The organism is Rhodococcus sp. IEGM 1241 (genome assembly GCF_033142365.1).
Taxonomy (GTDB): domain Bacteria; phylum Actinomycetota; class Actinomycetes; order Mycobacteriales; family Mycobacteriaceae; genus Rhodococcus_F; species Rhodococcus_F erythropolis.
In genome coordinates this window covers 426,903-453,034 of sequence record NZ_JAWLSE010000002.1, presented here as the reverse complement: position 1 = coordinate 453,034, position 26,132 = coordinate 426,903, and the positions used below count along the sequence as shown (strand labels likewise).

Genomic DNA, 26,132 nt, shown 5'->3' with positions numbered 1-26,132 from the left:
GCTTTTCAGTAACCCGCTTTTCAGTAACCCTGCTCGGCCGGCTTGTGCTCGGTTGTGTAGCGGTAGAAGTCCGCTAGTTGGAGTTCACCGGCCGCTGCCTCGTCGACGACGACCGTCACGTGCGGATGCAACTGAAGTACCGATGCCGGGCAGAACGCCGACACCGGACCTTCAATCGCAGCCCGGACCGCGGGGGCTTTGCGCGCCCCCTCCGCAATCAGCACAAGATGCTTTGCATCACTGATGGTTCCGAGACCCTGCGTGATCACGTGATGCGGCACATCGGCTGGATCTGCGAAGAACCGCGCGTTGTCGGCGCGGGTCCTCTCGGTCAAGGTCTTCACTCGGGTACGCGATGTGAGTGAGGAGGACGGCTCGTTGAAGCCGATGTGCCCGTTGAGACCGATGCCGAGAATCTGCACGTCGATGGGACCGTTGTCGACGATGGCAGCGTCGTAACGCCGTGCAGCTTCACTGGGATCCGCGGCTCCCCCATCGGGGCTGAACACTCGCGCATTGTCGATGTCGAGGTGATCGACGAGTTCCGTGCGGATAGTGTGCGCGTAGGACTGCGGCTGATCGGGCGTGAGACCTACGTACTCGTCGAGAAGATACGCGCTCATCGCCGCGAACGACACTCCCGATTCTCGATGCCGCTTGATCAGCTCCCGATACGTGTGCAGCGGTGACGATCCCGTCGCGAGGCCGAGCGTCCGCGCTCCTTTTTCGATTGCGCCGCAAACGATGTCGGCAGCGATTCGCCCGCCGTCTTCCGGACTGGGAACTATGACGATTTCCATTCAGGCTTCCTCTCTGCTCTTGCCGGCTCCGACGATGGCTTCGCGTACGGAACCCGAAGCGCGATCCAACAATTCGGTTGCTTCGGCGAAGTCGCATTCGGCCAACAACATGACGACCGCTGCCTTCACATGACCGTCGGCATTCTCGATGGTCTCCGAAGCGATCTCGGTATCCACTCCGGTGGCTGCCGCGACGATCCGGTTTGCACGATCGACCAGTTTGGCGTTGGTAGGCCGAAGATCGACCATCAGGTTGTGAAACGCCTTGCCGGAACGGACCATGCTTGCCGTCGAAAGCATGTTGCACACCATCTTCTGTGCAGTCCCGGCCTTGAGCCTCGTCGATCCGGTGAGGATCTCGGGGCCGGTCTCCACTTCGATGGCCACTCCGGCGTGCGAACTCATTGCCGCATTTCGGTTGCACGAGACTGCCACTGTTGCGGCGCCGAGTGCGCGGGCATGATCAAGTCCCCCGATGACGTAGGGAGTACGACCACTCGCCGCCAGACCCACCACGACGTCCGTGGCGTTCAACGAGATTGCGTCGAGGTCGGCCCCAGCCGCTCGCGGATCGTCCTCTGCTCCCTCGACGGCGTTCAGAAACGCTCCCGGGCCACCGGCGATGATGCCGATCACCTCACCTGGATCGGTCCCGAAAGTCGGAGGGCATTCCACCGCGTCGAGCACTCCCAGACGCCCACTGGTCCCAGCTCCCAGGTAGATCAGCCGACCACCTTGTGCCCGAGCGGTGACGATCGAATCGACTGCGGCTTCGATGGCCGGTAACACCGCCGCGACCGCGTCGGCCACGATTGCGTCCTGCTGGTTCATCACCGTCAGCAGATCCGACACCGACATGACGTCGAGATCGCGGGTGAGAGGGTTCGGTCTCTCGGTAGACAGCATGTCCAATTGCATTGTGGCGAGTCCTCCTCGATCAAATTTCACTACGACGACTCCTCGTCAGTAATCACAGCGACGACTCCTCGTCAGTAATCACAGCGACGACTCCTCGTCAGTGACGCTTCGAAGCAATGGCATCATGACTTCGTTGCAGCGCAGACAGGGCGCTCGGCAGCGAGTGCGCGACCATCGCAAAAATTGTGTCGACTACCAACAGCTGGCCGGTGCGGCTTGCCATTGCTGCCGACCGGAAACCGAATTCTCTACCGGCAGTGAGTAGAACGTGGTGTGACTGCACAGCGAGCGTCGACCGCGCCCCGCCGGTGATCGCGGCCGTCGACGCCCCGGTACGACGGGCAAGGGCAAGCGGTTCGACCACATCAGAAGTCTCGCCGGAATGCGAGATTCCCACTGCTATGTCGTCCGGCCCGAGCAAACTGGCGCTGACCATCGCCGCGTCTCGGTCGAGATGAACCCGGCAGTTGACGTCGATCCGCGAGAGCTTCAACGTGAGGTCTTGCGCGACGATGCCTGACGCGCCGATGCCGTACACCTCGACCCGGCGGGCGGATCGAATCCGCGACACCACTTCTTCGAGTGCAACAGGGTCAGTCAATTGTGCTGTGCCCTTGAGTTGTTCGGATTCGAACTCGGCGAGTTTGGCCATGACTTCACTGGCAGAGTCGGCGGCAACGATGTCCACACCGAGTGGAATCGAATCACTTGACGCGGAACCGCTGATGGCCGCCAATGCCAGACGAAGCTGGGGATACCCCTCGAATCCGAGCCTTTTGGCTGTGCGGACCACTGTCGCCGTGCTTGTCGACGCTCGTTCGGCAAGATCGTTGACCGTCAGTGTGGACGCCAGGCTGGGGTCGGCTTCGATGATTTCGGCGATCCGCAGCTCGGCAGGTGAGAGGCTGCTCAGTGATGCGCGAATACGAGCAAGCAGGTCGACGGACGCCGGAGCACTCCGGTCCAAAGTCATAACGCCTCGATTCGCATCGTTTTCGGAGCTGACGGCACCGATGTGATTCTAGGCAGCCCACGGCTTCCTGGCGTCAAAGATCCGAGCACACTGGCGTGACGCGCACCGGTGCACGACGCAATACTGCCGGGCAATCCGTGTGCGGTGAGGAAGCCGAGAACCGCGAAAGCCAATGCTTCCTTGATGTCGGAGGTGACTCCGAGTTCGTCCGAAGAGACAAGCGCGATGTCGCCCAGTTCGTCACGGAGCATCGCCATCAACGTCGGATTCTTGGTGCCACCACCTGACACAACCACTTCGGTGGCCGCGAGTGCTTTGACGGAATCGGCGACGGTCCGGGCCGTAAGTGCAGTCAGAGTCGCGACGATGTCTGCCAGAGACAACGACTCGTAGCCCCGCAGAGCGGCGAGCAGATAGTCCCGATGAAACAATTCTTTGCCCGTGCTCTTGGGAGCGGGCTGCGTGTAATACGGTTCGCTCAGTAGATGTGCGAGCAGATCGACGTTCGGCGTGCCGGCTGCACCCAGCGCGCCACCGAGGTCGAACCACTGCTCCCCCGCAGTGAATTCGCTTACCGCCGCGTCGATCAGCGCATTTGCCGGGCCGGTGTCGAAGGCAATCGGTACTGCGGGACCATCTGCCGTCGTACCGCCGCCACCCGGAGCAGTGACGTTCGCGATGCCACCGAGATTGAGCGCGACGGAACCCGAAGTTCTTCCGTTGAGCCACAATACGTCGAACGCGCTGACCAATGGTGCACCCTGTCCACCCGTCGCCACGTCGCGAGAGCGCAGGTCCGACACGACGGTGCATCCGGTCTTCTCGGCTATCCAGGCCGGCTGCCCGAGTTGGAGAGTGCCCTTTACTTGCGCTCCTTCGACCCAGTGGAACATCGTCTGCCCATGTGAGGAGATCAATTCCGCACTGCCGCCACACAGTTCCGCGTTCGCCCGCGCAGCCACGGCCGCGAATGCCTGCCCGATCTCGGTGTCGAGTTGGCAGATCTGACCGACAGTGGTGGACGCAGGCGGTACCGCAGCGGCCACCGCTGCCCGCAACTCACCGGAATATGGTTCGCTGACCATCCCCAGTGGGGTCAGCACAAGAGTGTCCCCGTCGATCCGGATATCTGCTGCGGCAGCATCGATAGCGTCGTACGAAGTACCGGACATCAGGCCGATGACTCTCATGAAATTTCCCTTACTCGGATCGTTTCGGCATTCGGGCAAGCTGCGGTCAGTCGACGAGTGCCCGCTTGTGGGCATTTCCTCGCAAGGTACTCAAAGCGATCGCGCTGACGGCGCACGTTGCCATCACGAAGTAGGCCGGAATATCGAGATTGGAAGTTTCCTTGATCAGCCATGTGATTATCAGACCGGCGCAGCCCGAAAAGACCGCGTTGGACAGGGAGTATGCGAGTCCTAATCCGGTGTACCGGACCGAGGTGGGGAACATCTCGGAGAGCATGGCGGGTCCGGGTCCGGCGACAAGTCCCACTGCGGCGCCGGCGGCAAACACTGCAAATCCCTTGGCGGTCAGAGACGTCTGCTCATTCTGCAGGACGTTGAGCAGCGGCAACGCAAGGACCAAGATCAAAACGGTGCCGGTGAGCATGACCGCGCGTCTCCCGATGCGATCACTGAGCCCGCCCGCAAGCGGAATCGTCACCGCGAAGCCGGCATTGGCAAGTACCGAAGCAACCAGTGCCTGATGGAATGTCGCGTTGAGTGAACTCTGAAGATAAGTCGGCATCACGACGAGGAACGTGTAACCCGCCGCAGACCAGCCCATCAACCGACCGATGCCGAGCAGGATCGCCCTGGCGGTCTCGCCGACCGTCGGCTGCGCTACCGGCGTCGCCGCATCAACTGTCGGTTCGGACTGGACTGCGCGGGCACGCTCGAACGACGGCGTTTCTTCGAGTCGGAGCCTGAGCCACAGGGCAACCAGGCCCATCGGAAGTGCAAGGAGGAACGGGATGCGCCAGCCCCAGTCGTTGAGCTGACCGGAGTCGAGAGCTGTCGCGAGGAGCGCCGCGATTCCGGCACCGGCGAGCAATCCGAGCGCGACCGTGAACGATTGCCACGACCCGTACAGTCCGCGTCGTCCCGGGGGCGCAAACTCGGTCATCACCGACACCGCGCCGCCGAACTCGCCTCCGGCCGACAATCCCTGGAGGATCCGAAGGACCGTCAAGAGCAGCGGTGCCAGAATTCCGACACTCTCGTAGGTGGGGAGCACACCGATCAGGGTCGTCGCACCCGACATCAGCAGAAGAACGATCACCAAGGTGGGGCGTCGGCCGATGCGGTCACCGAGTCGACCGAACAGTGCTGCCCCCACTGGGCGGAAGAAGAAGGCGAGCGCAAACGACGCGTAGGTCTTGATCAGGCTTTCGAGGTCGCCGGAGCCGTCGGCGCTGAAGAAGTTCGACGCGATGATCGTCGCGAAGAACCCGTACACACCGAACTCGTACCACTCGATGAAATTTCCGACGGAGCCGGCGACGAGCGCCCTGCGCCGTTTGAGCTGCGCACCATCGTTCCGTGTCTGCACTGTGATGCCCATGCCGTCCTCCGTTGACGAAACCCGAATATGCAACAAAGTTTCATCTGAACGAAGTAGAAATGTCAAGAAGTTTCACAATTGGGTTTTCGTGGGTCCCCCGAATCCCTACGCTCCTGCGAACGTGAATGCCTCCGCCCGTTCGAACTGGACGGTGGAGTCTCCGGAGTAGACCGTGCTCTCGTTCGGGCCCAGCCCGAGCTTCCGGACGGGCGTCCCCTCCCCGAGATCCATCGACGCCACATCCACCCAGAACGTATTCGGGGTCATCGCGGACTCGAAGAAATAGAGCGTGCGTTTGTGATCGACCACCGTACGCCAGCGGGTCGACGAGATGTTGGGCTCGTCTGGAGTCGAAATACCCAGCGGCACCGAGACATTGCGAATAACACTGAACGTCGACGCCAACGCGGACCGCGGATCGTCCGTCTGGGGTATCGCATCCACGTAGAACGACGCGCGGGCGAATCTGTCAGCGGCACGGTTCGTTCCGGGCAGCATCACAGTCCCGTTGATCTGCTTCCAGTACTCGTTGACCGCGAGTTGCTGATCGAAGATCGGAGAATTTGTCATCACCTGGTACTCACGGCTGTGATGAATAGTCGCGCGTCCACCGACGTATTCGATGATCGCACTGTCTCCCCTGGCGTCCGAGAGTGACATGTGAAGGGTAGCGAGACGGTCTTCACCGGGAACAGCAGCAGTCACGACGGTGAACGGTTCCGCTGCCAACACCTCCACTGCTTCCTGAACTGTCGCAAAACAATCCAGAACATACTGCGCCCACGCTGCGATGGACAGACCCGGAGTCGAGCCGTCGTATGCCGGGTACTCCGACTCGACCAACCACAAGAGATTTGCAGACAGTCCTGCCTCGTTGACCCCATCGGTTGTGCACATGTCGTAGGCCGTTGCGACAACACTTCCGTATTTCGACGTCCACTGAATCGAGTTCGGACCCGCGCAACCCTCTCGCGTCATGCCCCGCGGAAATGCCCAGAGATTGGTTCCGAGATCAACCTTCCAATCCATCGATCGAGCAGTGATCACAGTGTCGTTGGGCCCCAAGTAGACCAAGCGTGTACACATCGAAAACTATCCCTTCCTCACGGCGTGACGATATTGAAACTGGGATCGAAGGTATCCAGCAACCCTCCCAGTGTCTCCAGCGCCGTTTCGTCTCCGGTGAGCGAAATCTTCCCGGCTTTGGCAAGTTCCGCAGCCGCACCCGGTTGCAGAAGTGCGCCGATCAGTGCAGCTTTCGGCCCGGACACCGTCAGTTGTGTGTTCGACGCCGCTCCCCGGCGGGCATTGAGGACGCCGCGCCTGACCCAGGCCGTCCAGGTCTCGTCGTCGTGATCGGTGAACACGAAATCGATGTGGAGGTCGACGTCAGTTGCCTTGTCTCCGATGAGATGCACTGCTACGAAGTCGAACAAAATATCGATGGGCATCGCGAGGACGCTGTCTTCGCTCGCAGTGATGTACGGCGGGGGTTGCGAGCCCTCACGCAATTCCAACGCTGCCGAAAGGTAGATACCTCGCCACTGAGGTCCCTCGGCTTGATACCCCATCTGCTCGTAGACGTCAGCCTGAAGGTTCTTCGCCTCCGTGTTCTCCGGTTGAGCGAACACCAACTTGTGCAGGATCTCTGCCGCCCACCGGTAGTCCGCGGCGTCGAATGCTCGCTTACCCTCATCCAGGATCTTCTGCGCGCCAAGGAGATCGACGAACCTCTTCGCCGACTCGACCGGTGGATGTGGATGAAGCGTCACCGGATCGCCGTCCCACATTCCCAGCTCCTTGGTGTACACGGCACGCACGTCATGATGCAAAGTTCCGTGGTAACCGCGGTTGTGCCACTTGCGGCCGAGCTCCTCGGGTAGCTCGATCACCTCGGCAGCTTCGAGCGGCGTGTATCCCTTGTTCGCCAGCCGGAGCGCCTGGTCGTGAATGTATTTGTAGGTATCCCTTTGTGATTCGATGAAGCCAACGAGGTTCTCGTTCCCCCACACCGGCCAGGTGTGCGGTCCGTAGTGAACGGCCGCGTCGTCGCCCCACCGTTCCAAAGTCTCGTCCAGGTATCGCGCGAAATTGCGGGCATCGCGGGTACGCGCACCGCGCAGGGTCTGGATGTTGTGGAGTGAATGATTGGCGTTCTCCGCACACGTCAGTGCAGCGAGTTCGGGGATCCAGATGTGCATCTCCTCCGGAGCCTCGGTATCGGGTGCATAGAGGAATTCGAACTCCAGACCCGCAATTTCTCGCTTCGTTCCGGTTTCGGTGATGCCGTCGGTGGGGGAAATATACGAGATCTGAGGGCCTTTGGTGCTGAGCACGCCGATCCCGCACGAGACCGCCCCTTTCGGACCGAGGTCGAGCAATCCGCCGAAGGCATAGAACGACCGCCTCGCCATGGCATTGCCGGCGACAACATTCTCGCCGATTGCGAACTTGTCGAACGATGCGATCGTGCCCGGCGCGATGATCGGCACCTTTCCCGACGCAACGTCCTCGACGTCGATGATGCCTTTGACTCCGCCGTAGTGGTCGATATGGGTGTGCGTGTAGATGATCGCGGCAACCGGCTTGTCGCTGACGTGCTCGCGAATCATCTTCATGCCCTGGCGCGCTGATTCGACTCCCGCCATGCAGTCGATGATGATCAGGCCTTCATCACCCTCGACGACCGTCAGGTTTGCGATGTCGTTGTTTCTCACCTGGTAGAGGCGATCCGTCACCTGGTAGAGCCCACCCCGGCGAATGACCTGACTCTGGCGCCACAAACTGGGATTGACGGTGTCCGGCGCCGGAACGTCGTCACCGATGTACGCCAATGCCTCGGGGTCGAAGACCACATGCCCGTCGTCGCCGAGAACATTGCCAGGCAACGGTGCGATCAAGCCACGATCCGCGTCGACAAAATCTTGCCGGTCATCCATGGCGTACCGCGTGACCGCTTCGCGGTTCACCGCCACGGTGGCCGGTGTTGCGTCCTTAGGTGTCTGGCACATGGCTCTCCCCGCTCGGATACGACGATCAGATACCCCATAATCTCTATCCGGCGGCAGCGGCGTTGGAATCACCCGCGCAGGGTGAACTCACGCTCCTCACCCCTTCGTCTTCTCGGAACCTCCCGACGCCAGGGCGATGACAAGAACCACGAGCCCACAGGCGACAACAAGGATCCAACCCGCTCTCGATGCCTCGGCGATGCCTGATTGTGCGCTGCCTGCGATCATGCCGCCGGCCAGCGCCACACCGAGAGCAGCGCCGAACTGCCTTGCACTGGAGGTGATCCCGCCGGCAAGGCCTGCCTGCGATCTCGGTAGTCCGTTGACGGCGGTGTTGGTGATCGGAGCATTCGAGAAACCGAAGCCGATACCGAGGAACAGGTACGCGACGAGCAACGTCGAAGTGCCTGTGCTGTTGTCGAGAGAGACCAGGCACAGTCCGCCGAGCGCGGTGAAGCTTCCGGCGATCAGCAACGGCAATCGTGCACCGAAGCGCCCGACGAGAATCCCCGACAACGGCGCACAGATGGTTGCCGCGACTGCCATCGGTAGTGTCATCGCGCCCGCGGCGGCGGGAGTCATTTCACGCGCCTGTTGAAGGTAGAAGGTGCCCAGAAGCAGCGTCGCGTTGAGAGCCACGAACACCACGATCGCGCCGAGGACTGCCGCGGTGAACGGCCGGTGCCGAAACAGCGAGGGGTCCATGAGCGGCTCGCTCTTTCTCGATTCGACGCGGACGAACGCTGCCAGCGCGGCGGCGACGGCGACGTAACCCGCGATTGCACCGGAGGCCAGCCACCCGATTCGTGGGCCTTCGATGAGCAGAGCCACGGATCCGCCCACGACGACCATCAGAAGCACCTGCCCCGGTAAGTCGAGACGTCGAGGTTGTTCAGCCCGGGACTGCGGTACGAACACCGCGGTCAGCACAAGAACGACTGCAATGACGGGCACGTTGATCCAGAAAACGGATCTCCAGCCGAAGCTCTCGATGAGGACTCCGCCGACTATCGGTCCTGCTGCCATGCTCAGACCGAAGACCGCAGCCCACACGCCGATCGCCTTGGCTCGCTCCTTCGGGTCGGTCATCACGTTGACGACGACCGCCAGGGCCACCGGACTGAGCATCGACCCACCGACTCCCTGCGCGATCCTCGCCGCAATCAGAACTCCCACCGACGGGGCCAGCGCGCAGACGATCGACGCCACCCCGAAAACGACCAGTCCGATCTGGAAGATCCGCCTTCTACCGAACCTGTCGGCCAGGGCGCCGGACGAGATCAGCAAGCTCGCCAAGACGAGTGTGTACGCGTTGACGATCCATTCGAGACCAACGGTTCCGACGCCGAATCCCTCCCCGATCGCGGGGAGAGCGACGTTGACGATGGTCGTGTCCAACCCGACGACGAACAAGCTCGTGCAGCAGATGGCCAGAATGCCCCACCGGCGGCGTGCGTCAAGTCCGATCACTTTCGGTTCGTCGATCCCGCTCGAAGGTTTCATCTCGGACTCCATCTCTCGAAGTGTTCTGCCGTGCTCGCCAGTCGAAAAGATCGTCGCAACCCGGCCCGCGAAGCCGGTAAGAAATTTGCAGAAACTGCAAAGATGAGCGCATGGACGCCGAACTCGAGCAGTTGCTTACCGATATCGGACCGAGACTGCGAACACTTCGTCGGGATCGCGATTTGACCCTCGAGGCCCTGTCCGACGCCACCGGCATCTCCGTCAGCGCACTGTCGCGACTCGAATCGGGTAAGCGTCGTCCCACCCTCGATCTGCTGTTACCGCTCGCGCGTGCTCACCGGGTCGCGCTGGACCAACTCGTCGGCGCTCCCGCCACGGGCGATCCTCGGGTCCATCTCACCCCGAGCCGACGCAAGAACGGCAGTGCCGTCGTTCCGTTGACGCGCTATCCGGGCCGGGTGCAGGTGTTCAAACAGGTGATCGGTCCACGTCCACCGAAGCTCGTCACCCACGCCGGCTACGAATGGCTCTACGTCCTCGCCGGGGATCTGCGTCTCATTCTGGGTACGAACGAGGTTGTCCTGCACCCCGGTGAAGTCGCGGAGTTCGACACCGCCGAGCCCCATTGGTTCGGGCCCGCCGATGAACAGGTTGTGGAGATCTTGCATCTGTTCGGCCCGCAAGGCGAGAAGGCCCACGTGCGCACGAAGGCAAGAACTGCTGCTGCGCATGACGCAGTTCCCGAAAGTTAGACCACTGCATGCGTTTTCAGTCGGTTCGACAGCGTATGAGCGTATTCGAGAAGTAGCGTTCCCAACTCGGCATGACGCGCGGGCCGAAAGCGGGTTTCCACTCCGGTCAGGCTCAGCGCCCAGTCCGGGCGCCCGTTGCGGTCGAACACCGCGGCACCCATCCCCCAGCTTCCCTCGACGATGAGGGCTGGATTGACGGCATAGCCGGTGACACGCGTCGACTCGATTCGCTCGCGGATTGATGCCTCACTGTGGATCTCACCCCATTCCGACTCCAGATTCACTCGGGCGAAATAGTCGTCGACGTCCCGCGTCGGTAGGTGACTCAAGATGGCAAGCCCCGCCGACGCGACCCCCAACGGGAATCGCTTCCCCTCGTGCAGCACGTGAGATCGCAGCGGAAAACTGCCTTCCTGACTCAAGATGCAGACGGTCTCGTCGCCGCGACGTGCCGAGAGGAATGCACTCTCCCCCGTGACCCGGGCGAGGTCGTCGACGATGTCGCGAGCGCGGTCGGTGATGTCGTACCGATTTCCGGCCGCGGCGCCCAGGAGGTACAACTCCGGGCCGAGAGACCACCGACCGGTTCGTACGTCACGGTCGACCAGTCCTTCGGCAGCCAAAGACGTGAGCAGTCGGTGCGCGGTGGGCCGAGCGAGGCCGGTGACCTTGCCCAATTCAGTGGTGGAAATGCCCGTTGGCTCAGAGGCGCCGAGGGCTCGCAGAAGTGCCGCCACCCGCGCGACCATGGCCGGTGATTGCTCGTGAGTAAGCATGAGTTCATCCTAGTGTCCATTCAGTGAACGAATTTTCTTCAGATGGTCAGCAGTCGATCAGTTCTGTGTTGATATTCAAGATCCCTTGAACCTGTGAACAGGAGATAGTTCACTGGATAGCGAAGTGAGTGAGTGTCTACTCAATGAACGCTTGGCAGGGAGAAAACATGACAGCAAAGGTGTACGAGTCCGCGGCGGACGCGGTCGCCGACATCGTCGACGGAGCAACGCTGGCCGTCGGCGGATTCGGTTTGTGCGGCATCCCCGACGTATTGATCGACGCGATCGCAGCAACGAGTGCAACCGACCTCGAGGTGTTCTCCAACAACTGCGGCGTCGACGATCACGGTCTCGGAATCTTGCTGAGCGCCGGACGTATCCGACGGGTGACCGCGTCGTACGTCGGTGAGAACAAGGAGTTCGCCCGGCAGTACCTGGCCGGCGAACTCGAAGTGGAACTGACGCCGCAGGGCACGCTCGCCGAGCGTCTGCGCGCCGGCGGAACCGGAATCCCCGCATTCTTCACACCGGCCGGAGTGGGTAGCCCCATCTCCGACGGCGGAATGCCCTGGCGCTACGACGCCGACGGCTCGATCGCTATTGCATCGCCTCCGAAGGAGACTCGCGTCTTCGGAACCAAGCGTTACGTGATGGAAGAGGCGATCAACGCCGACTACGCACTCGTGCACGCTGTTCTCGGTGACACCGACGGCAACCTCGTGTTCGACAAGACCGCGATGAACTTCAACCCGCTCGCCGCGATGGCGGGACGGGTCACCATTGCTCAGGTGGAACGTCTGGTCGAGCCCGGTGAAATCGACCCGGCATCGGTACACCTGCCCGGAGTCTTCGTGCAGAGAATTGTGCACACCGGCCCTCAGAACAAGCGAATCGAAAAGCGAACCGTCAGCGCTTCGGAAGGAACCTCACGATGACCGCACCAGTGACAGTGACGGGTTGGACGCGCCAGCAGATGGCAGCGCGGGCGGCTGCAGAGATGATCGACGGCGAGTACGTCAATCTCGGAATCGGTCTTCCCACACTGATTCCCGGATACCTGGGCTCGGACGTTCGTGTGGTCCTGCACTCGGAGAACGGAATTCTCGGTACCGGACCGTATCCCACCGAGGACAACGTCGATCCTGACCTCATCAACGCCGGCAAGGAGACCGTGACCGTCAATCCCGGTGCGGCATATTTTGATTCGGCCCTCTCGTTCGGGATGATCCGCGGCGGCCACATCGACACCGCCGTTCTCGGCGGCATGCAGGTGTCGAAGACGGGTGACCTCGCAAACTGGATGGTCCCCGGCAAGATGGTCAAGGGAATGGGCGGCGCAATGGACCTCGTCCACGGTGCCCGGCGTGTCATCGTCGTCATGGAGCACAACGACCGCGACGGCAACCCCAAGATCGTCGACGCATGCACCCTGCCCCTGACCGGCCAGGGCGTGGTGAATCGGATCATCACCAACCTAGCCGTCATCGATGTGAGCGACGAAGGCCCACTCGTCCTGCGTGAACTGGCCCCCGATGTCAGCGTCGAAGACGTTGTTGCCGCGACCGGCACCGAACTGAAAGTTGAACTGGCATGACCGACACGACCACTGTGATTGTTGCGGGAGCTCGTACCCCGATGGGTCGACTCCTCGGATCGTTGAAAGACCTCTCCGGGTCCGACCTCGGCGGCATCGCCATCAAAGGCGCCCTCGACAAGTCCGGAGTCGCCCCCGAACAAGTCGACTACGTCATCATGGGACAGGTCCTCACCGCCGGCGCCGGCCAGATGCCCGCCCGCCAAGCCGCCGTCGCCGCCGGCATCCCCATGAACGTCCCCGCCCTGAGCATCAACAAAGTGTGCCTCTCCGGCATCGACGCCATCGCCCTCGCCGACCAACTCATCCGCGCCGGCGAATTCGACATCGTCGTCGCCGGCGGGCAGGAATCGATGTCCCGCGCACCCCACATGCTCGAAAAAAGCCGCGAAGGCTTCAAATACGGAGACGTCACCCTCCGCGACCACATGGCCTACGACGGCCTCCACGACATCTTCACCGACCAGGCCATGGGCCTGCTCACCGAACAAGTCAACCAACAAGAAACCGCCCACATCACCCGCGCCGAGCAGGACGCCTTCGCCGCCGCCTCACACCAGAACGCGGCCCGCGCCTGGAAAGACGGCTACTTCGACAACGAAGTAGTCCCCGTCTCCATCCCCCAACGCAAGGGCGACCCGATCGTCTTCTCCCAGGACGAAGGCATCCGCGCCGACACCACCACCGAATCCCTCGGCAAACTGCGTCCCGCGTTCAGCAAGGACGGCACCATCACCGCCGGCTCCGCCTCCCCGATCTCCGACGGCGCCGCCGCCGTGATCGTGATGAGCAAAACCAAAGCCGAAGAACTCGGCCTGACCTGGATCGCGGAAATCGGCGCCCACGGCGTCGTCGCCGGACCCGACTCCACCCTCCAGTCCCAACCCGCCCGCGCCATCGCCAAGGCCTGCGCCAAGGAAGGCATCGACCCCACCGACCTCGACCTCGTCGAAATCAACGAAGCCTTCGCCGCCGTCGGGATCGCCTCCACCCGCGAACTCGGCCTCGACCCCGCCAAGGTCAACGTCAACGGCGGCGCCATCGCCATCGGACACCCCCTCGGCATGTCCGGCGCCCGCATCGCCCTGCACCTCGCCCTCGAACTGCAACGCCGCGGCGGCGGCATCGGCGCAGCCGCACTCTGCGGCGGCGGCGGACAAGGCGACGCACTCATCATCCGCGTCCCCAAGGCTTGAGTGTCTAAATACACCTGAACGAGCGCTCTCGCTCTGCGACGCCCCGTGGTTTTGCTCACACAACTACGGGGCGTCGTAGTTGTTCGGGCACAATGGCCTCATGGCGAACATCTTTGACGTATCCACTCCCGCGAAACGCTTCCGTCTGGTGGCGTGGTGGGAAGCTGTGACCTGGGCGGCCTTGCTGGTTGCCATGTTCTTCAAGTGGGTCCTCGGACACGAAGAAGCGATTCGCATCCCCGGAATGGTCCACGGCACCGCGGGCTTCCTGGTGTTCATCGTTGCTGCTCTGCTGACTGCGTGGTCGCTCAAGTGGGATATCAAGACCACGATCCTTGCGCTGATCTCGAGCGTTCCCCCGTTCGGCACCGTCATATTCGAACGCTGGGCAGTGCGAAACGGCAAGCTCGGCGAGCTGTCCACGGAGTTCGAGGCGTCCAAGGGCAACGCGGCGCTCGTCTGAGTGCTGCATCCCTCTACGTAGCTTCGCGCAACTCGTGACAAACTGGGAGTCGTGACTCGACCAGGTTCCAGGCCCCCCGCGCGTTCGTCCGCAGTTGCTGCCGCCATGAGCGGCGCAGTCGACTTGTCCGCCTTCAAAGAGCGGGCCACGGCCCCACCACCGCCGCGTAACACCAGCGGCGACGGGGCCGTTTCTGCTGTCTCCGAGGCAGTGATCGAGGTGACCGAGGAGAACTTCGAAAGCGAAGTCCTGCTGAAGTCGAGCCAGGTGCCGGTCATCGTCAACATCGGTGGCCGCGCATACGAGCCCTCGGTCGTGTTCACCGAAGTTCTCGAATCATTGGCGGCGCGCGCCGGCGGCAAGTGGATTCTTGCCAACGTCGACGTCGACGTGAGTCCTCGCATCGCGCAGGCATTCGGTGTCCAGTCGGTGCCGACGGTTGTTGCCGTCGCAGCTGGTCAGCCGTTGGCCGATTTTCAGGGCGCTCAGCCAGAGGCGCAGCTCAGCCAGTGGTTCGACGCAGTGCTCCAAGCTGTCGAGGGCAAGTTGAGTGGGCCGGTGTCCGACGGGGACGAACCGGTGGAGGAGGTCGAGGATCCACGCTTCGTGGCCGCTGAAACCGCGCTGGACGGGGGCGATCTCGACGCCGCCATCGCTGCGTACCAGATGATTCTCGACGCCGAACCCAACAATGCGGAGGCCAAGAGCGCTGTCCGCCAGGTGAAGTTCATGGCCCGGGTTCAGGGCGTCGATCCCGAGTCGATCGCGGCCGCGGATGCTGATCCGTCCAATCTCGAACTGCAGTTCGCTGCGGCCGACCTGGAAATGTTCGCCCAGCAACCCGAGGCGGCGTTCGCGCGCTTGATCTCGGTGGTTTCGCGAACTGCCGGCGACGACAAGGCCGCAGCGCGGACGCGCCTGCTCGAGCTGTTCGAACTGTTCGACCCGGCAGAACCGATCGTCATCGCGGCCCGGCGTAAGTTGGCTTCCGCTCTCTACTGACGTGTGGACCGGCAGCCGCTACTCCGTGTAGCGGCTGTCGCACACTTCCCGGCCACCCAGTACACCGGTCCGGAACGCGTCTACGCGTGCAAACCCGCTCGGCACCGTCTCACCGTTGACGTCACTGGCGGCGAGGCCGTCGGTCAGCAGCCCCGATACGGCTTCGTCGAGGTCGCCGGGGGAGAGTGTGACTTGAGCTCCGGACGCCGCAGCGTTGGTGGGACTGAGCGCTGCGGTGATGACGCCGGACAGGCAGGCGGCGCGCAAGGCAGTCTGCGGAGTGTCGAGCGATTGGCCGTTCTCCTTCTGCATCGCGAGGGTGTACCGCGACGCGAGCAGGACGTAGGCGTTGTAGTCACCGGTGATGTTGGTCTGGATCAACTCACGTCGTCCGACGCGACCCGGCGTACCGCGCTCGGCCAGGTCGTCGACGCTGATTCCGATTGTGTTCGTCGACGGGCAGTACGAGACGGGCTCTGTCGCAACGGCGTCGCTGCACCCGGTGTCTGCGCCGGTGAACACGACCTTCGGCGGCTCGGGTAGATCGAAGATTGCTTGGAATGTCTTCACGAACTCGTCGAGCGTTGCCTCGGTGACAGGCAGTTCTCCGGAGTCGTTGCCTTCGGCGAACTGCTGCGGGAGGTCTGCGCGTCGTGACTCGATTTCGTCGGCGTCCATCTTCGCGCAGGCGCCGGCGCCGTCGGTGAAGCCGATCTGAGTGGCGGTGACGCGCTCGAACGCCGAACCATGGTGGCTCTCAGGATCATTAGGGTCTTCGTCGCGGATGGCGACCGCCGAGGCCAACACCTTGTTGAGGCCGTCGGAGGTGTTCATCGTGAAGTGTGCGGCCTTGTCCTCGGCGACGTGCCGCAAGAAGGCACCGCCGAAACAGTCGGCTTGCTGTTCTCGCACCAGGGCCGCATCCCGTTTACCGCCGACGATCCCGGCTTTGCGTTGAACGGCGTGGCCGTACTCGTGCGCGAAGATGAAGGCGACGGCCACTTCACCGAACTTCTCTCGTACCTCGGGCAGTAGCAGTTCGCGATCCCAACCGATGGTGTGATCGATGCTGCAGTACCCGGCGTTGATGAGTTCTTCGGTGGTCTCTTCGCAGAAGTCCGGGCCGTTCGGTTCGGTGGGGTCCCACGAGATCAGCTCGTCGACCGGTTCGAAGGGCTTGTCGAACAGAGCCGGGTACTCGGTGGCCCAGTAGGTTTCGAAGTCGGTGATGGCATTGGCCGCCAGGGCGTCGATGTCCCCGCCGTCGGTACCGGTGATTGCTCGGTCGGCATTGGGGGCTCCCGGGCGCAATCCGCTGGGGCCTGCTGTTGCGTCGAGTCCGGCGACGCGGAACGGATCGTGATAGATCGAGACGGCGTGCCCGTTCGTTCCGCTGGCACAACCGGCGAGCAGTGCGGCCACTGCGAACAGTGACGACGTGACAATGACTACTCGCCGGCCGACCATCAACGCTCCAGACTTATCCAAATCGCTCCAGCAGCTGGCAGCGCCACCTGTGCGGAGGCTGGCCGACCGTGCCACGAACGCGACGTTGCCGTGACCGCTCCGAGGTTCCCGACTCCGGAGCCGCCATACACCTCGGCATCGGTGTTGAGAATTTCCACCCATCGGCCGGGCTCTGGTAGCCCGACGCGGTAGCTCGAGTGCTCACTGCCCGAAAAGTTGAACAGGCAGGCGACAATCGAACCGTCAGTACCGTAACGCAGAAAACTGAGGACGTTGTTCTCGGTGTCGTTGGCGTCGATCCAGGAGTATCCGCCGGGGGAGGTGTCGAGGGTCCACATCGCCGGATGGCGTCGGTACGCGGAGTTGAGATCTCCGACCAGTCGCTGGACGCCGCGGTGGAGAGTGCCGGTGTACTGATCGTCGAGTTGCCACCAGTCGAGGCCGCGTTCTTCGGACCATTCCGCGCTCTGACCGAACTCCTGTCCCATGAACAGCAGTTGCTTGCCCGGATGCGCCCACATGTACGCAAGCAGTGAGCGCAGGCCGGAAGCCTTGGCGAAGTCGTTGCCGGGCATCCGGGTCCACAGAGTTCCCTTGCCGTGCACCACTTCGTCATGGCTGATCGGTAGCAGGTAGTTCTCACTCCACGCGTACATCAGCGAGAAAGTGATCTCGTGATGGTGGTAAGTCCGGTGCACCGGGTCGTGACCGAGGAATCCGAGGGTGTCGTGCATCCACCCCATGTTCCATTTCATGTTGAACCCGAGGCCACCGACATTGGTCGCCCGAGTGACTCCGGGCCACGCCGTCGACTCCTCGGCGACGGTGACGACTCCTCGGTGGTTCTTGTGGACGGTGGCGTTCATCTCCTGCAGGAACGCAACAGCTTCGAGATTCTCGCGGCCACCGTGAATGTTGGGAGTCCATCCACCTTCCGGACGTGAGTAGTCCAGGTACAGCATCGATGCGACGGCGTCGACGCGCAGTCCGTCGATGTGGAACTCCTCGAGCCAGAAGAGCGCGTTGGCGACGAGGAAGTTCCGGACCTCGCGGCGACCGAAGTCGAATACGTATGTGCCCCAGTCCAACTGCTCGCCGCGACGCGGATCGGCGTGCTCGTACAACGGCGTTCCGTCCAAACGGGCAAGCGCCCATTCGTCTTTGGGGAAGTGTGCAGGCACCCAGTCGACGATGACGCCTATCCCTGCGGCATGCAGGTGGTCGACGAACCACCGGAAGTCGTCCGGGGTGCCGAAGCGGGAGGTCGGTGCGTAGTACGAGGTGACCTGGTACCCCCACGATCCACCGAACGGATGCTCGGAGACGGGCAGCAGTTCGACGTGGGTGAATCCGGTTTCGGTGACGTATACGGCGAGTTGCTCGGCCATCTGCCGGTAGTCGAGTCCCGGACGCCACGATCCGAGGTGCACCTCGTACACGCTCATCGGGGACTGCGAAGGGTCGACACCAGCGCGGGTTTCCAGCCAGGCCGCGTCGTTCCATTCGTGCGAACTGGTGGTCACTCGCGACGCCGTCGCCGGCGGTACCTCGGTACCGAATGCCATGGGATCGGCCTTGTCGCGAACCGAGCCGTCGTGGCCGTGGACCCGGAACTTGTACAGCGAACCGACTGCGATGTCGGGCAGGAAGAGTTCCCAGACCCCGGTGGAGCCGAGGACTCGCATGGGGGCGAATTGCCCACTCCACCCGTCGAAGTCGCCGACGACGGTCACGCCGCGGGCGGCCGGAGCCCAGACGGCGAACGAGGTGCCGTCGACGGGTCCGTCCGGTGTCTCGTACGAACGCGGATGTGCGCCGAGGATGTCCCACAGTCGTTCGTGCCGACCTTCGCCGAACAGGTGAAGGTCGAGTTCACCGAGAGTCGGCAGGAATCGGTAAGGGTCGGCTGCGAGAACTGTGTGGCCACCCGGGTACGTCACGGAATAGCGATAGTCGATCAGGTCTGGGTAGGGGACCAGGGCCGCGAATATTCCGTTCGAAACATGTTCGAGAGGAAAGGTTTTGCCGCCGATGACGGCACTGACGGACTCGGCGTTGGGACGCAACGCTCGGAGAACGGTGCCGTCGGCGTGGGGATGGGCGCCGAGGACACTGTGCGGATCGTGATGTTCACCGCGCGCCAACAGTTCCAGATCGTGATTGTCCGGCGCGATACCCGAAGGGGACTTTTCGGTTGGCATCACTTGCCTCCACCTGCGCGGTGCGCATTGCGAGCTTGGTAGGCCAGAGAGATCCGGGCCGGATACGGAACGGGTGGGAGCGCGAGGATGTGCGCCACCGAACGCCAGGGCTCGAGCCGGACGAAATTGGCCTGGCCCCAATTGAACTGCTCACCGGTAACCTCGTCGAGCACGGTCATGTGGTCGTGCCATTCGCGTCCGAGCGCCGGCATGTCCAACCAGACGGTGCCCTCTTCTGCCGCGAACGGGTTGAGGTTGATCACCGTCAGGACGGCGTCACCGGTCGAGGCGTCGAACTTCGAGTAGGCGATCAACGCGTCGTTGTCGATGTGGTGAAAGTGCAGGTTCCGCAACTGCTGCAGGGCCGGGTGTGCACGCCGGATGCGATTGAGTGCGGTGATCCACGGCTCGAGAGATTCGCCTCGCGCTGCCGCTTCGGCGAAACGGCGCGGACGAAGTTCGTACTTCTCGGAGTCGAGGTATTCCTCGCTGCCGGGGCGAACGGCTTGATGTTCGTAGAGTTCGTAACCGGAGTAGACGCCCCACGTCGGCGCCAGGGTGGCGGCGAGAGCTGCTCGCAGTGCAAACATTCCGGGCCCACCGTGCTGGAGGGACTCGTGCAGGATGTCCGGTGTGTTCACGAAAAGGTTCGGTCGAGCTTCGTCGGCCTTTGCCGCCAGCTCGTTACCGAATTCGGTGAGCTCCCACTTCGCAACTCGCCAGGTGAAGTACGTGTACGACTGCGTGAACCCGCGCCTGGCAAGGCCGTACATGCGCGCCGGACGAGTGAACGCCTCGGCGAGGAACAGGACGTCGGGGTCGGTTTTCTTGACCTCCGAGATGAGTGTCTCCCAGAAGTTGGGCGGCTTGGTGTGCGGGTTGTCGACACGAAAGATCTTGACTCCGGCGTTGATCCAGTGGCGGACCACGCGCAGGATTTCCTTGTCCAGACCGCGAGGATCGGTGTCGAAGTTGATCGGGTAGATGTCCTGATACTTCTTGGGCGGGTTCTCGGCGTAGGCGATGGTGCCGTCGGGAAGGACGTTGAACCACTCCGGATGCTTCTGGGCCCATGGATGATCCGGGGCGCACTGCAGCGCGAGATCCAGTGCCACTTCGAGATCCAGCTTGCGGGCCGCAGCGACGAAGGCCTTGAAGTCCTTGAGCGTGCCGAGTTGCGGGTGGACTGCGTCGTGCCCGCCGTCGGCAGAGCCGATCGCCCACGGCGAACCGACGTCGCCGGGTTCGGGGGTGAGGGTGTTGTTGCGTCCCTTGCGGTTGATCTCGCCGATGGGATGGATCGGCGGAAGGTAGACGACGTCGAAACCCATTGCGGCGATGCGGGGCAGGTCTTCGGCAGAGGTGCGGAACGTGCCGTGCTGCGGTACTCCGTTCTCGTCCCATCCACCGGTCGAGCGGGGGAAGAACTCGTACCAGGAGCCGAACAGCGCACGGCTGCGATCGACGACGACAGGGTGGGACTCGCCCTTGGTGACCAGTTCGCGAAGTGGAGTAGCGCGGAGCAGTTCGGCGACGTCGGAGGCGAAGGCCGGAGCGACGCGAGCAGTCAGCGCCTGATCGCTGCGCAGCGACGCCGTGACGGCCTCGAGCCTGGACCTGTTGCCCCGCGGCACTTCGTGCGCGGCCTGTTCGAACAGGCGCGCACCGATTTCCAAGTCGTTGGCCAACTCGGCCGCCCCTTGCCCGACGGCGAGCTTTGCTTCCACGGCGTGCTTCCAGGTGGCGATGGGATCGCTCCACGCCTCGATCCGGAACGACCACATACCTTCGGCGGACGGCGTGAACACCGCGTCGACGGTGTCCGGTTCGGTCCCGGGATCCATCGGAATGCGCAGCGGCTTGGTACCGCGCGGACCACGCACGACAAGAGTGGCGGAAATGGCGTCGTGGCCTTCTCGCCACACGGTGGCGTGCACCGGGAAGACTTCACCGACCACGGCCTTTGCCGGATAGTTACCCGAGATCTCGGGTACCACGTCGTCGATACCGAGGCGTCCTGACACGGGAAGCTCCATTTCTGATGATGGATCGCGGTAAAACTTTCTTTCGCCGGGTCCAACCGTAGTGGGTGCGGCGCTGGAGTGCTGATAACGGCGAAGCCGCCAGGCTGATAACGACGAATTCGGGTCTGTCGGTGGTCAGGTCGGCTCGGGCGTTCGGTTCCACCGGACAGAGTGCAAGGAACTCGACTAGGGTTCGCGGGGTGAAAGCCTTGCGTCGGTTCACTGTCCGAGCCCACATTCCGGAGCGCCTTGCCGCGCTCGGCCCCCTGTCCACCAACCTTCGGTGGTCGTGGCATCCCGAGACACAGGATCTGTTCTCGCGACTCGACCCCGAACTCTGGCAAGCAGTCCAGTTCGATCCGGTCCGCATGCTCGGGGAAGTCAACCCCACCCGTCTCGACGAACTCAGCAGTGACGAGGCATTTCTCGGTGACCTCGACACTGCAGCAGCCGATCTCGATGCCTATCTGAGCACGCCGCGCTGGTATCAGTCCCAGCAGGCCAAGGGCACATCGTTGGCCGGCGGAATTGCGTACTTCTCCATGGAGTTCGGAGTCAGCGAAGTTCTGCCCAACTACTCCGGCGGATTGGGCATCCTCGCGGGCGATCACCTCAAGGCCGCGTCCGACCTCGGGCTGCCGCTCATCGGCGTCGGACTGCTCTACCGATCCGGCTACTTCCGCCAGTCACTGACTGCCGACGGTTGGCAGGCCGAGCACTACCCGCCGCACGACCCTCAAGGGTTGCCTCTTCGTTTGCTGACGGACGCAGGTCCGGCGTCCGACGACGGATCGCCGGTCGTCATTCACGTCGCCATGCCCGGTGGCCGAGTGCTGCGTGCGCGAGTGTGGATCGCTCAGGTCGGACGAGTGCCGTTGCTGCTGCTCGATTCCGACATCGCCGAGAACGACGCGGATCTGCGCGGCGTCACTGACCGTCTCTACGGTGGGGACCAGGATCACCGCATCAAGCAGGAGATCCTCGCAGGTATCGGCGGCGTCCGTGCGGTGCGTGCCTACACCGCGGCGTACGGATTGCCCGATCCCGAGGTTTTCCACATGAACGAGGGGCATGCCGGATTCCTCGGCATCGAACGGATTCGGGAACTTGTGACCACCAGCGGTCTGGACTTCGATTCGGCTCTGGCCGCGGTCCGCGCCGGAACGGTCTTCACGACGCATACTCCGGTTCCCGCCGGAATCGACCGCTTCCCGGCAGATCTGGTCCGTCACTACTTCGGCGGAGCGAACGGCGAGAACGAATCGAGTTTGCTTCCCGGACTGACCGTCGACCGCATCGTCGGGATGGGGCGCGAATCTGATCCGTCGATCTTCAACATGGCGCACATGGGTCTTCGCCTGGGCCAGCGAGCCAATGGCGTCTCGAAGTTGCACGGCATCGTCAGTCGCGACATGTTCAACGGACTCTGGCCGGGATTCGACGCCGACGAGGTGCCGATCGGATCGGTCACCAACGGTGTCCACGCTCCGACGTGGGCGGCGCCGGAGTGGATGGACGTGGCCAGGCGGATCGTGGGGCAGGAGCAACTCGAAGAAGCGCGAGGTTGGGAGCGCCTACACGAGTTGTCGGCCACCGAACTGTGGGAAACACGTAATGCGTTGCGCGGCAAGTTGGTCGACGAAGTCCGTCGTCGCGTCCGAGCGTCGTGGCTCGAACGCGGCGCGACCGAAGCTGAACTCGGCTGGACCACTGGAGTTTTCGATCCCAACGTCTTGACAGTCGGATTCGCCAGGCGCGTGCCTACGTACAAGCGGTTGACGCTGATGCTCCGTGATCCCGAGCGTCTGCGTGCGATGTTGCTCGACGAGAAGCGTCCGGTGCAGTTGGTGGTGGCCGGTAAGTCGCACCCCGCCGACGACGGCGGTAAGGCACTCATCCAGCAGGTCGTACGGTTCGCCGACGAAGCGGATGTGCGTCACCGCATCGTCTTCCTGCCCGACTACGACATGTCGATGGCCCGGTACCTCTACTGGGGCTGCGACGTGTGGCTCAACAACCCACTTCGCCCACTCGAGGCGTGCGGCACTTCCGGCATGAAGTCCGCGCTCAACGGTGGACTCAACCTCTCCATTCGCGACGGATGGTGGGACGAGATGTACGACGGCGAGAACGGGTGGGCCATTCCGACGGCCGACGGTGTTCTCGACGACGTGCGGCGTGACGATCTGGAAGCCAGCGCCCTCTACGAACTTCTCGAGCACGCGGTACTGCCGACGTTCTACGACCGTGATGCAGCCGATCTGCCGACACGCTGGGTCGAGAGGGTTCGCCACACCCTCGAGAATCTGGGCCCGAAGGTGTTGGCATCACGCATGGTTCGTGACTACGCCGTCGACTACTACGCCCCTTCGGCGGAATCAGCTCGAGCGGTAGTGGCGGACGATTTTGCCGGCGCGCGTGAGGTGGCCGAGTTCCGTCGTCGCATCGAATCGCAGTGGCCGTCGGTCGCCGTCGAGCAGGTGGACGGTTCCGGCTTGCCGGACACTCCGGAGATCGGTGCGACCATCTCGTTGAAGGCCAAGGTCCGCCTCGGCGGCTTGTCGGTCTCGGATGTCCAGGTCCAGGCAGTCCTGGGACGCGTCAGTCCGGGCGAGGAACTCACCGACGTGGTGACGTTCCCGATGACACACTTCGGCGCCGAGGAAGGAACCGAGATCTTCGAAGCCGAGGTTGCGCTTCCGGTCTCCGGTTCCGTGGGATACACCGTGCGGGTGCTGCCGCATCACCGGTTGTTGGTCGATGCGTCCGAACTCGGGTTGGTGACCACTCCGAGCGTCTGACGTATTGCATTCTGCCCCGGTCCGTTCGGTCGGTACCGGGGCAGAATTGTGTCCGCGTGAGAACTGGCTCAGGGACGTGAGTCGCGGATGCGGGTGAGCGCCTTGCGGACGACTTCGGGGTTGGTCGTCTCCCAGAAGGGCGGCAGCGATGCGCGAAGGTAACCCGCGTATCTCGCCGTGGCCAGACGCGGATCGAGCACGGCCACCACGCCCTTGTCGTCGGTGCTGCGAAGCAGGCGACCCACGCCCTGTGCCAGGAGCAGCGCCGCGTGATTGGCCGAGACGCTGAGAAAGCCGTTACCGCCATGGGATTCGATGGCTTGTTGGCGAGCCATCAACAGTGGATCGTCCGGGCGCGGGAACGGAATCCGGTCCAAGATGACGAGGCTCAGCGATGGGCCAGGGACATCGACGCCCTGCCACAGGGACAACGTGCCGAACAGTGACGTGGGTTCGTCCTTGGCGAAGGCCTTGACGAGGGTGCCGGTGGCGTCGTCGCCCTGGCACAGGATCGGGGTGTCGAGGCGTTCGCGCATCGCCTCCGACGCGGCTTTGGCGGCGCGCATCGAGGAGAACAAGCCGAGGGTGCGTCCGCCGGCGGCCTCGACGAGTTCGGCGATCTCGTCGAGATAGACCGGGGAGAGGCCGTCGCGGCCGGGCGTGGGCAGGTGGCGGGCAATGTAGATGATGCCGGCCTTGGCATGGTCGAAGGGCGACCCGACGTCGAGTGAGTTCCAGCGGAAAGCAGAAGCGTCAGAAGGTGCTTCAGTGCCGATGGCGGTACCCGAGTCGGGTCGCACCGACGATTCCGCAGGAAGGCCCCAGTTGACGGCGAGACCGTCGAACGATCCGCCGACGGTCAGTGTCGCGGAGGTGAGAACGACGGTGGATTCGGCGAACAGTCGCGAGCGCAGCAATCCGCCGACGGAGAGCGGAGCCATCCGGACGGAGCGCCGCACCGATCCGCGGAACTCGTCCGAGGACAGCCAGACGACGTCCTTGCGCTTGGCCGGGTCTGGTTCGTCGAAAGCGGTGAGAATACGCACGGCACTGTCGTGGACGTCGTCGACGGACGAGAGCGCAGCGTTGCGGGCTGCAGCGGCTTCGGGGTCTGCGGCTGCCATGCCCGGTTTGGCCGGACCGATTGCGGTGCGCAGCGACCAGGCCGCGTCGCGTATCGCGGCCAGTGCGGGCGCCGCACCGTCCGGGAGGCCTTCCCATCGACCTGGACGCAATTCCTCGAGGAGCCCCGCCCAACCCTCGCCGGCGGCTTCGAGTCGGTCGGCGTCCTGCTCTTCGGCGATCTTGCCGCAACGCCTGGCCGCGGCACTGATCGAAGAAGCTGTGAGATCGGCCGTGGCAACACCGGTGACGCGGTCGACCAATTCGTGGGCTTCGTCGATCACCACGACGTCGTGGTCAGGGAGGATCTGGATGCCGGTGATGGCGTCGATAGCGAGCAGCGCGTGGTTGGTGACGACGACGTCGGCCTTCGACGCCTCGACGCGGGCGCGCTCGGCGAAGCAGTCCTCACCGACCGGGCATTGGTTCTTTCCGATGCACTCGCGGGAGGTGACGCTGACCTGCCGCCACGCCTGATCGGATACGCCCGGTACCAATTCGTCACGATCACCGGTTTCGGTGTCGGAGGACCATTCGGTGAGGCGGACGACCTCCCGGCCCAGACGCGAGACCGTGAACGGATCGAACAACTCGTCCTCGGGCGGCTGTTCCGACGCGCCGGTGTGAATCTTGTTCATGCACAGGTAGTTGTTGCGGCCCTTGAGGATTGCGAACTCGGCGCGTCGGCCGAGTGGCTTCTTCAGTGCATCGGCCAGCCGTGGCAGATCTCGATCGACGAGCTGGCGCTGAAGCGCGATGGTGGCAGTGGACACGACCACAGTGCGCCCAGACTCGACCGCATGGCGCAGGCTCGGAACGAGGTAGGCGAGTGACTTACCGGTACCGGTGCCGGCCTGGACGGCCAGATGCTCGCCCGTGTCGATCGAGTGCGCCACGGCCGACGCCATCGTCAGCTGACTGGTTCGTTCGGCACCGCCGAGCGACCGCACCGCTGTCTGGAGCAGTTCGGGAACGTTCGGGAGTTGATCGGCCACCCACG

Annotated in this window: 20 protein-coding genes; 7 read left to right on the top strand and 13 right to left on the bottom strand. The window is 63.2% G+C overall.

Going from position 1 to position 26,132, the window contains the following annotated elements; genetic code table 11:
- Positions 1–20: 20 nt before the first annotated feature.
- From nagB to R4P70_RS11695, 8 genes are all read right to left on the bottom strand, one after another.
- Entirely contained in the window at positions 21–800 is a 780-nt protein-coding gene (nagB, locus tag R4P70_RS11730) for a glucosamine-6-phosphate deaminase (protein WP_029254646.1), read from the bottom strand.
- Positions 801–1,718, bottom strand: a complete 918-nt coding sequence (gene murQ, locus R4P70_RS11725) for an N-acetylmuramic acid 6-phosphate etherase (RefSeq protein WP_020968668.1) — start codon at positions 1,716–1,718, stop codon at positions 801–803.
- A gap of 97 nt (positions 1,719–1,815) precedes the next feature.
- The gene (locus tag R4P70_RS11720; RefSeq protein WP_042950990.1) at positions 1,816–2,691 is read right to left on the bottom strand and encodes a MurR/RpiR family transcriptional regulator; all 876 of its coding nucleotides are present in this window, start codon (positions 2,689–2,691) and stop codon (positions 1,816–1,818) included.
- Entirely contained in the window at positions 2,688–3,881 is a 1,194-nt protein-coding gene (locus R4P70_RS11715; protein WP_020906499.1) for an anhydro-N-acetylmuramic acid kinase, read from the bottom strand. The genes R4P70_RS11720 and R4P70_RS11715 overlap by 4 nt, the downstream gene beginning before the upstream one ends.
- Positions 3,882–3,927: 46 nt before the next feature.
- Entirely contained in the window at positions 3,928–5,259 is a 1,332-nt protein-coding gene (locus tag R4P70_RS11710; protein ID WP_317830847.1) for an MFS transporter, read from the bottom strand.
- Positions 5,260–5,364: 105 nt separating this feature from the next.
- Entirely contained in the window at positions 5,365–6,345 is a 981-nt protein-coding gene (locus R4P70_RS11705; RefSeq protein WP_317830846.1) for a linear amide C-N hydrolase, read from the bottom strand.
- Between the two features lie 17 nt (positions 6,346–6,362).
- Positions 6,363–8,270 carry an alkyl/aryl-sulfatase gene (locus R4P70_RS11700; protein WP_134998334.1) on the bottom strand — a complete coding sequence of 636 codons (1,908 nt, stop codon included), beginning with the start codon at positions 8,268–8,270 and terminating at the stop codon, positions 6,363–6,365.
- A 96-nt stretch (positions 8,271–8,366) separates the two neighbouring features.
- A complete protein-coding gene (locus R4P70_RS11695; RefSeq protein WP_317830844.1) occupies positions 8,367–9,773 on the bottom strand; it encodes an MFS transporter in 1,407 nt (468 codons plus the stop codon).
- A gap of 110 nt (positions 9,774–9,883) precedes the next feature.
- Here R4P70_RS11695 and R4P70_RS11690 point away from each other — a divergent pair, with 110 nt between their 5' ends.
- Complete coding sequence (locus R4P70_RS11690) at positions 9,884–10,486, top strand: helix-turn-helix domain-containing protein (protein ID WP_030535889.1); 603 nt, start codon at positions 9,884–9,886, stop codon at positions 10,484–10,486.
- Here the strand turns inward: R4P70_RS11690 and R4P70_RS11685 are convergent.
- On the bottom strand, positions 10,483–11,262 hold the full coding sequence (locus R4P70_RS11685; RefSeq protein WP_317830843.1) for an IclR family transcriptional regulator: 780 nt from the start codon (positions 11,260–11,262) through the stop codon (positions 10,483–10,485). The two genes, R4P70_RS11690 and R4P70_RS11685, sit on opposite strands and share 4 nt — an antisense overlap.
- Before the next feature lie 167 nt (positions 11,263–11,429).
- Here R4P70_RS11685 and R4P70_RS11680 point away from each other — a divergent pair, with 167 nt between their 5' ends.
- The 5 genes from R4P70_RS11680 (at position 11,430) to R4P70_RS11660 (ending at position 15,517) form a co-directional block, all read left to right on the top strand.
- A complete protein-coding gene (locus tag R4P70_RS11680; RefSeq protein ID WP_153211317.1) occupies positions 11,430–12,197 on the top strand; it encodes a CoA transferase subunit A in 768 nt (255 codons plus the stop codon).
- The gene (locus tag R4P70_RS11675; RefSeq protein WP_020906493.1) at positions 12,194–12,856 is read left to right on the top strand and encodes a 3-oxoacid CoA-transferase subunit B; all 663 of its coding nucleotides are present in this window, start codon (positions 12,194–12,196) and stop codon (positions 12,854–12,856) included. The genes R4P70_RS11680 and R4P70_RS11675 overlap by 4 nt, the downstream gene beginning before the upstream one ends.
- On the top strand, positions 12,853–14,052 hold the full coding sequence (locus tag R4P70_RS11670; protein WP_317830842.1) for an acetyl-CoA C-acetyltransferase: 1,200 nt from the start codon (positions 12,853–12,855) through the stop codon (positions 14,050–14,052). The genes R4P70_RS11675 and R4P70_RS11670 overlap by 4 nt, the downstream gene beginning before the upstream one ends.
- A gap of 100 nt (positions 14,053–14,152) precedes the next feature.
- Complete coding sequence (locus R4P70_RS11665) at positions 14,153–14,515, top strand: DUF3817 domain-containing protein (RefSeq protein ID WP_317830841.1); 363 nt, start codon at positions 14,153–14,155, stop codon at positions 14,513–14,515.
- A 105-nt stretch (positions 14,516–14,620) separates the two neighbouring features.
- The gene (locus R4P70_RS11660; protein WP_029538373.1) at positions 14,621–15,517 is read left to right on the top strand and encodes a tetratricopeptide repeat protein; all 897 of its coding nucleotides are present in this window, start codon (positions 14,621–14,623) and stop codon (positions 15,515–15,517) included.
- Between the two features lie 18 nt (positions 15,518–15,535).
- On the opposite strand, the gene R4P70_RS11655 is transcribed toward R4P70_RS11660, so the two are convergent.
- The 3 genes from R4P70_RS11655 to R4P70_RS11645 are packed head-to-tail and all read right to left on the bottom strand — an operon-like array spanning position 15,536 to position 21,209.
- On the bottom strand, positions 15,536–16,984 hold the full coding sequence (locus R4P70_RS11655; RefSeq protein ID WP_317830840.1) for a neutral zinc metallopeptidase: 1,449 nt from the start codon (positions 16,982–16,984) through the stop codon (positions 15,536–15,538).
- Entirely contained in the window at positions 16,984–19,185 is a 2,202-nt protein-coding gene (gene glgB, locus R4P70_RS11650; RefSeq protein WP_317830839.1) for a 1,4-alpha-glucan branching protein GlgB, read from the bottom strand. The genes R4P70_RS11655 and glgB overlap by 1 nt, the downstream gene beginning before the upstream one ends.
- A complete protein-coding gene (locus R4P70_RS11645; protein ID WP_041816053.1) occupies positions 19,185–21,209 on the bottom strand; it encodes an alpha-1,4-glucan--maltose-1-phosphate maltosyltransferase in 2,025 nt (674 codons plus the stop codon). The genes glgB and R4P70_RS11645 overlap by 1 nt, the downstream gene beginning before the upstream one ends.
- Before the next feature lie 200 nt (positions 21,210–21,409).
- Here R4P70_RS11645 and glgP point away from each other — a divergent pair, with 200 nt between their 5' ends.
- Positions 21,410–24,010, top strand: coding sequence for an alpha-glucan family phosphorylase (glgP, locus tag R4P70_RS11640; protein ID WP_046378802.1), 2,601 nt, complete (start codon positions 21,410–21,412; stop codon positions 24,008–24,010).
- Positions 24,011–24,078: 68 nt separating this feature from the next.
- Here glgP and R4P70_RS11635 read toward each other — a convergent pair whose 3' ends face one another.
- Positions 24,079–26,127 (bottom strand): ATP-dependent DNA helicase, encoded by a 2,049-nt coding sequence (locus tag R4P70_RS11635; RefSeq protein ID WP_019749155.1) that lies wholly within the window; start codon positions 26,125–26,127, stop codon positions 24,079–24,081.
- Positions 26,128–26,132 lie beyond the last annotated feature (5 nt).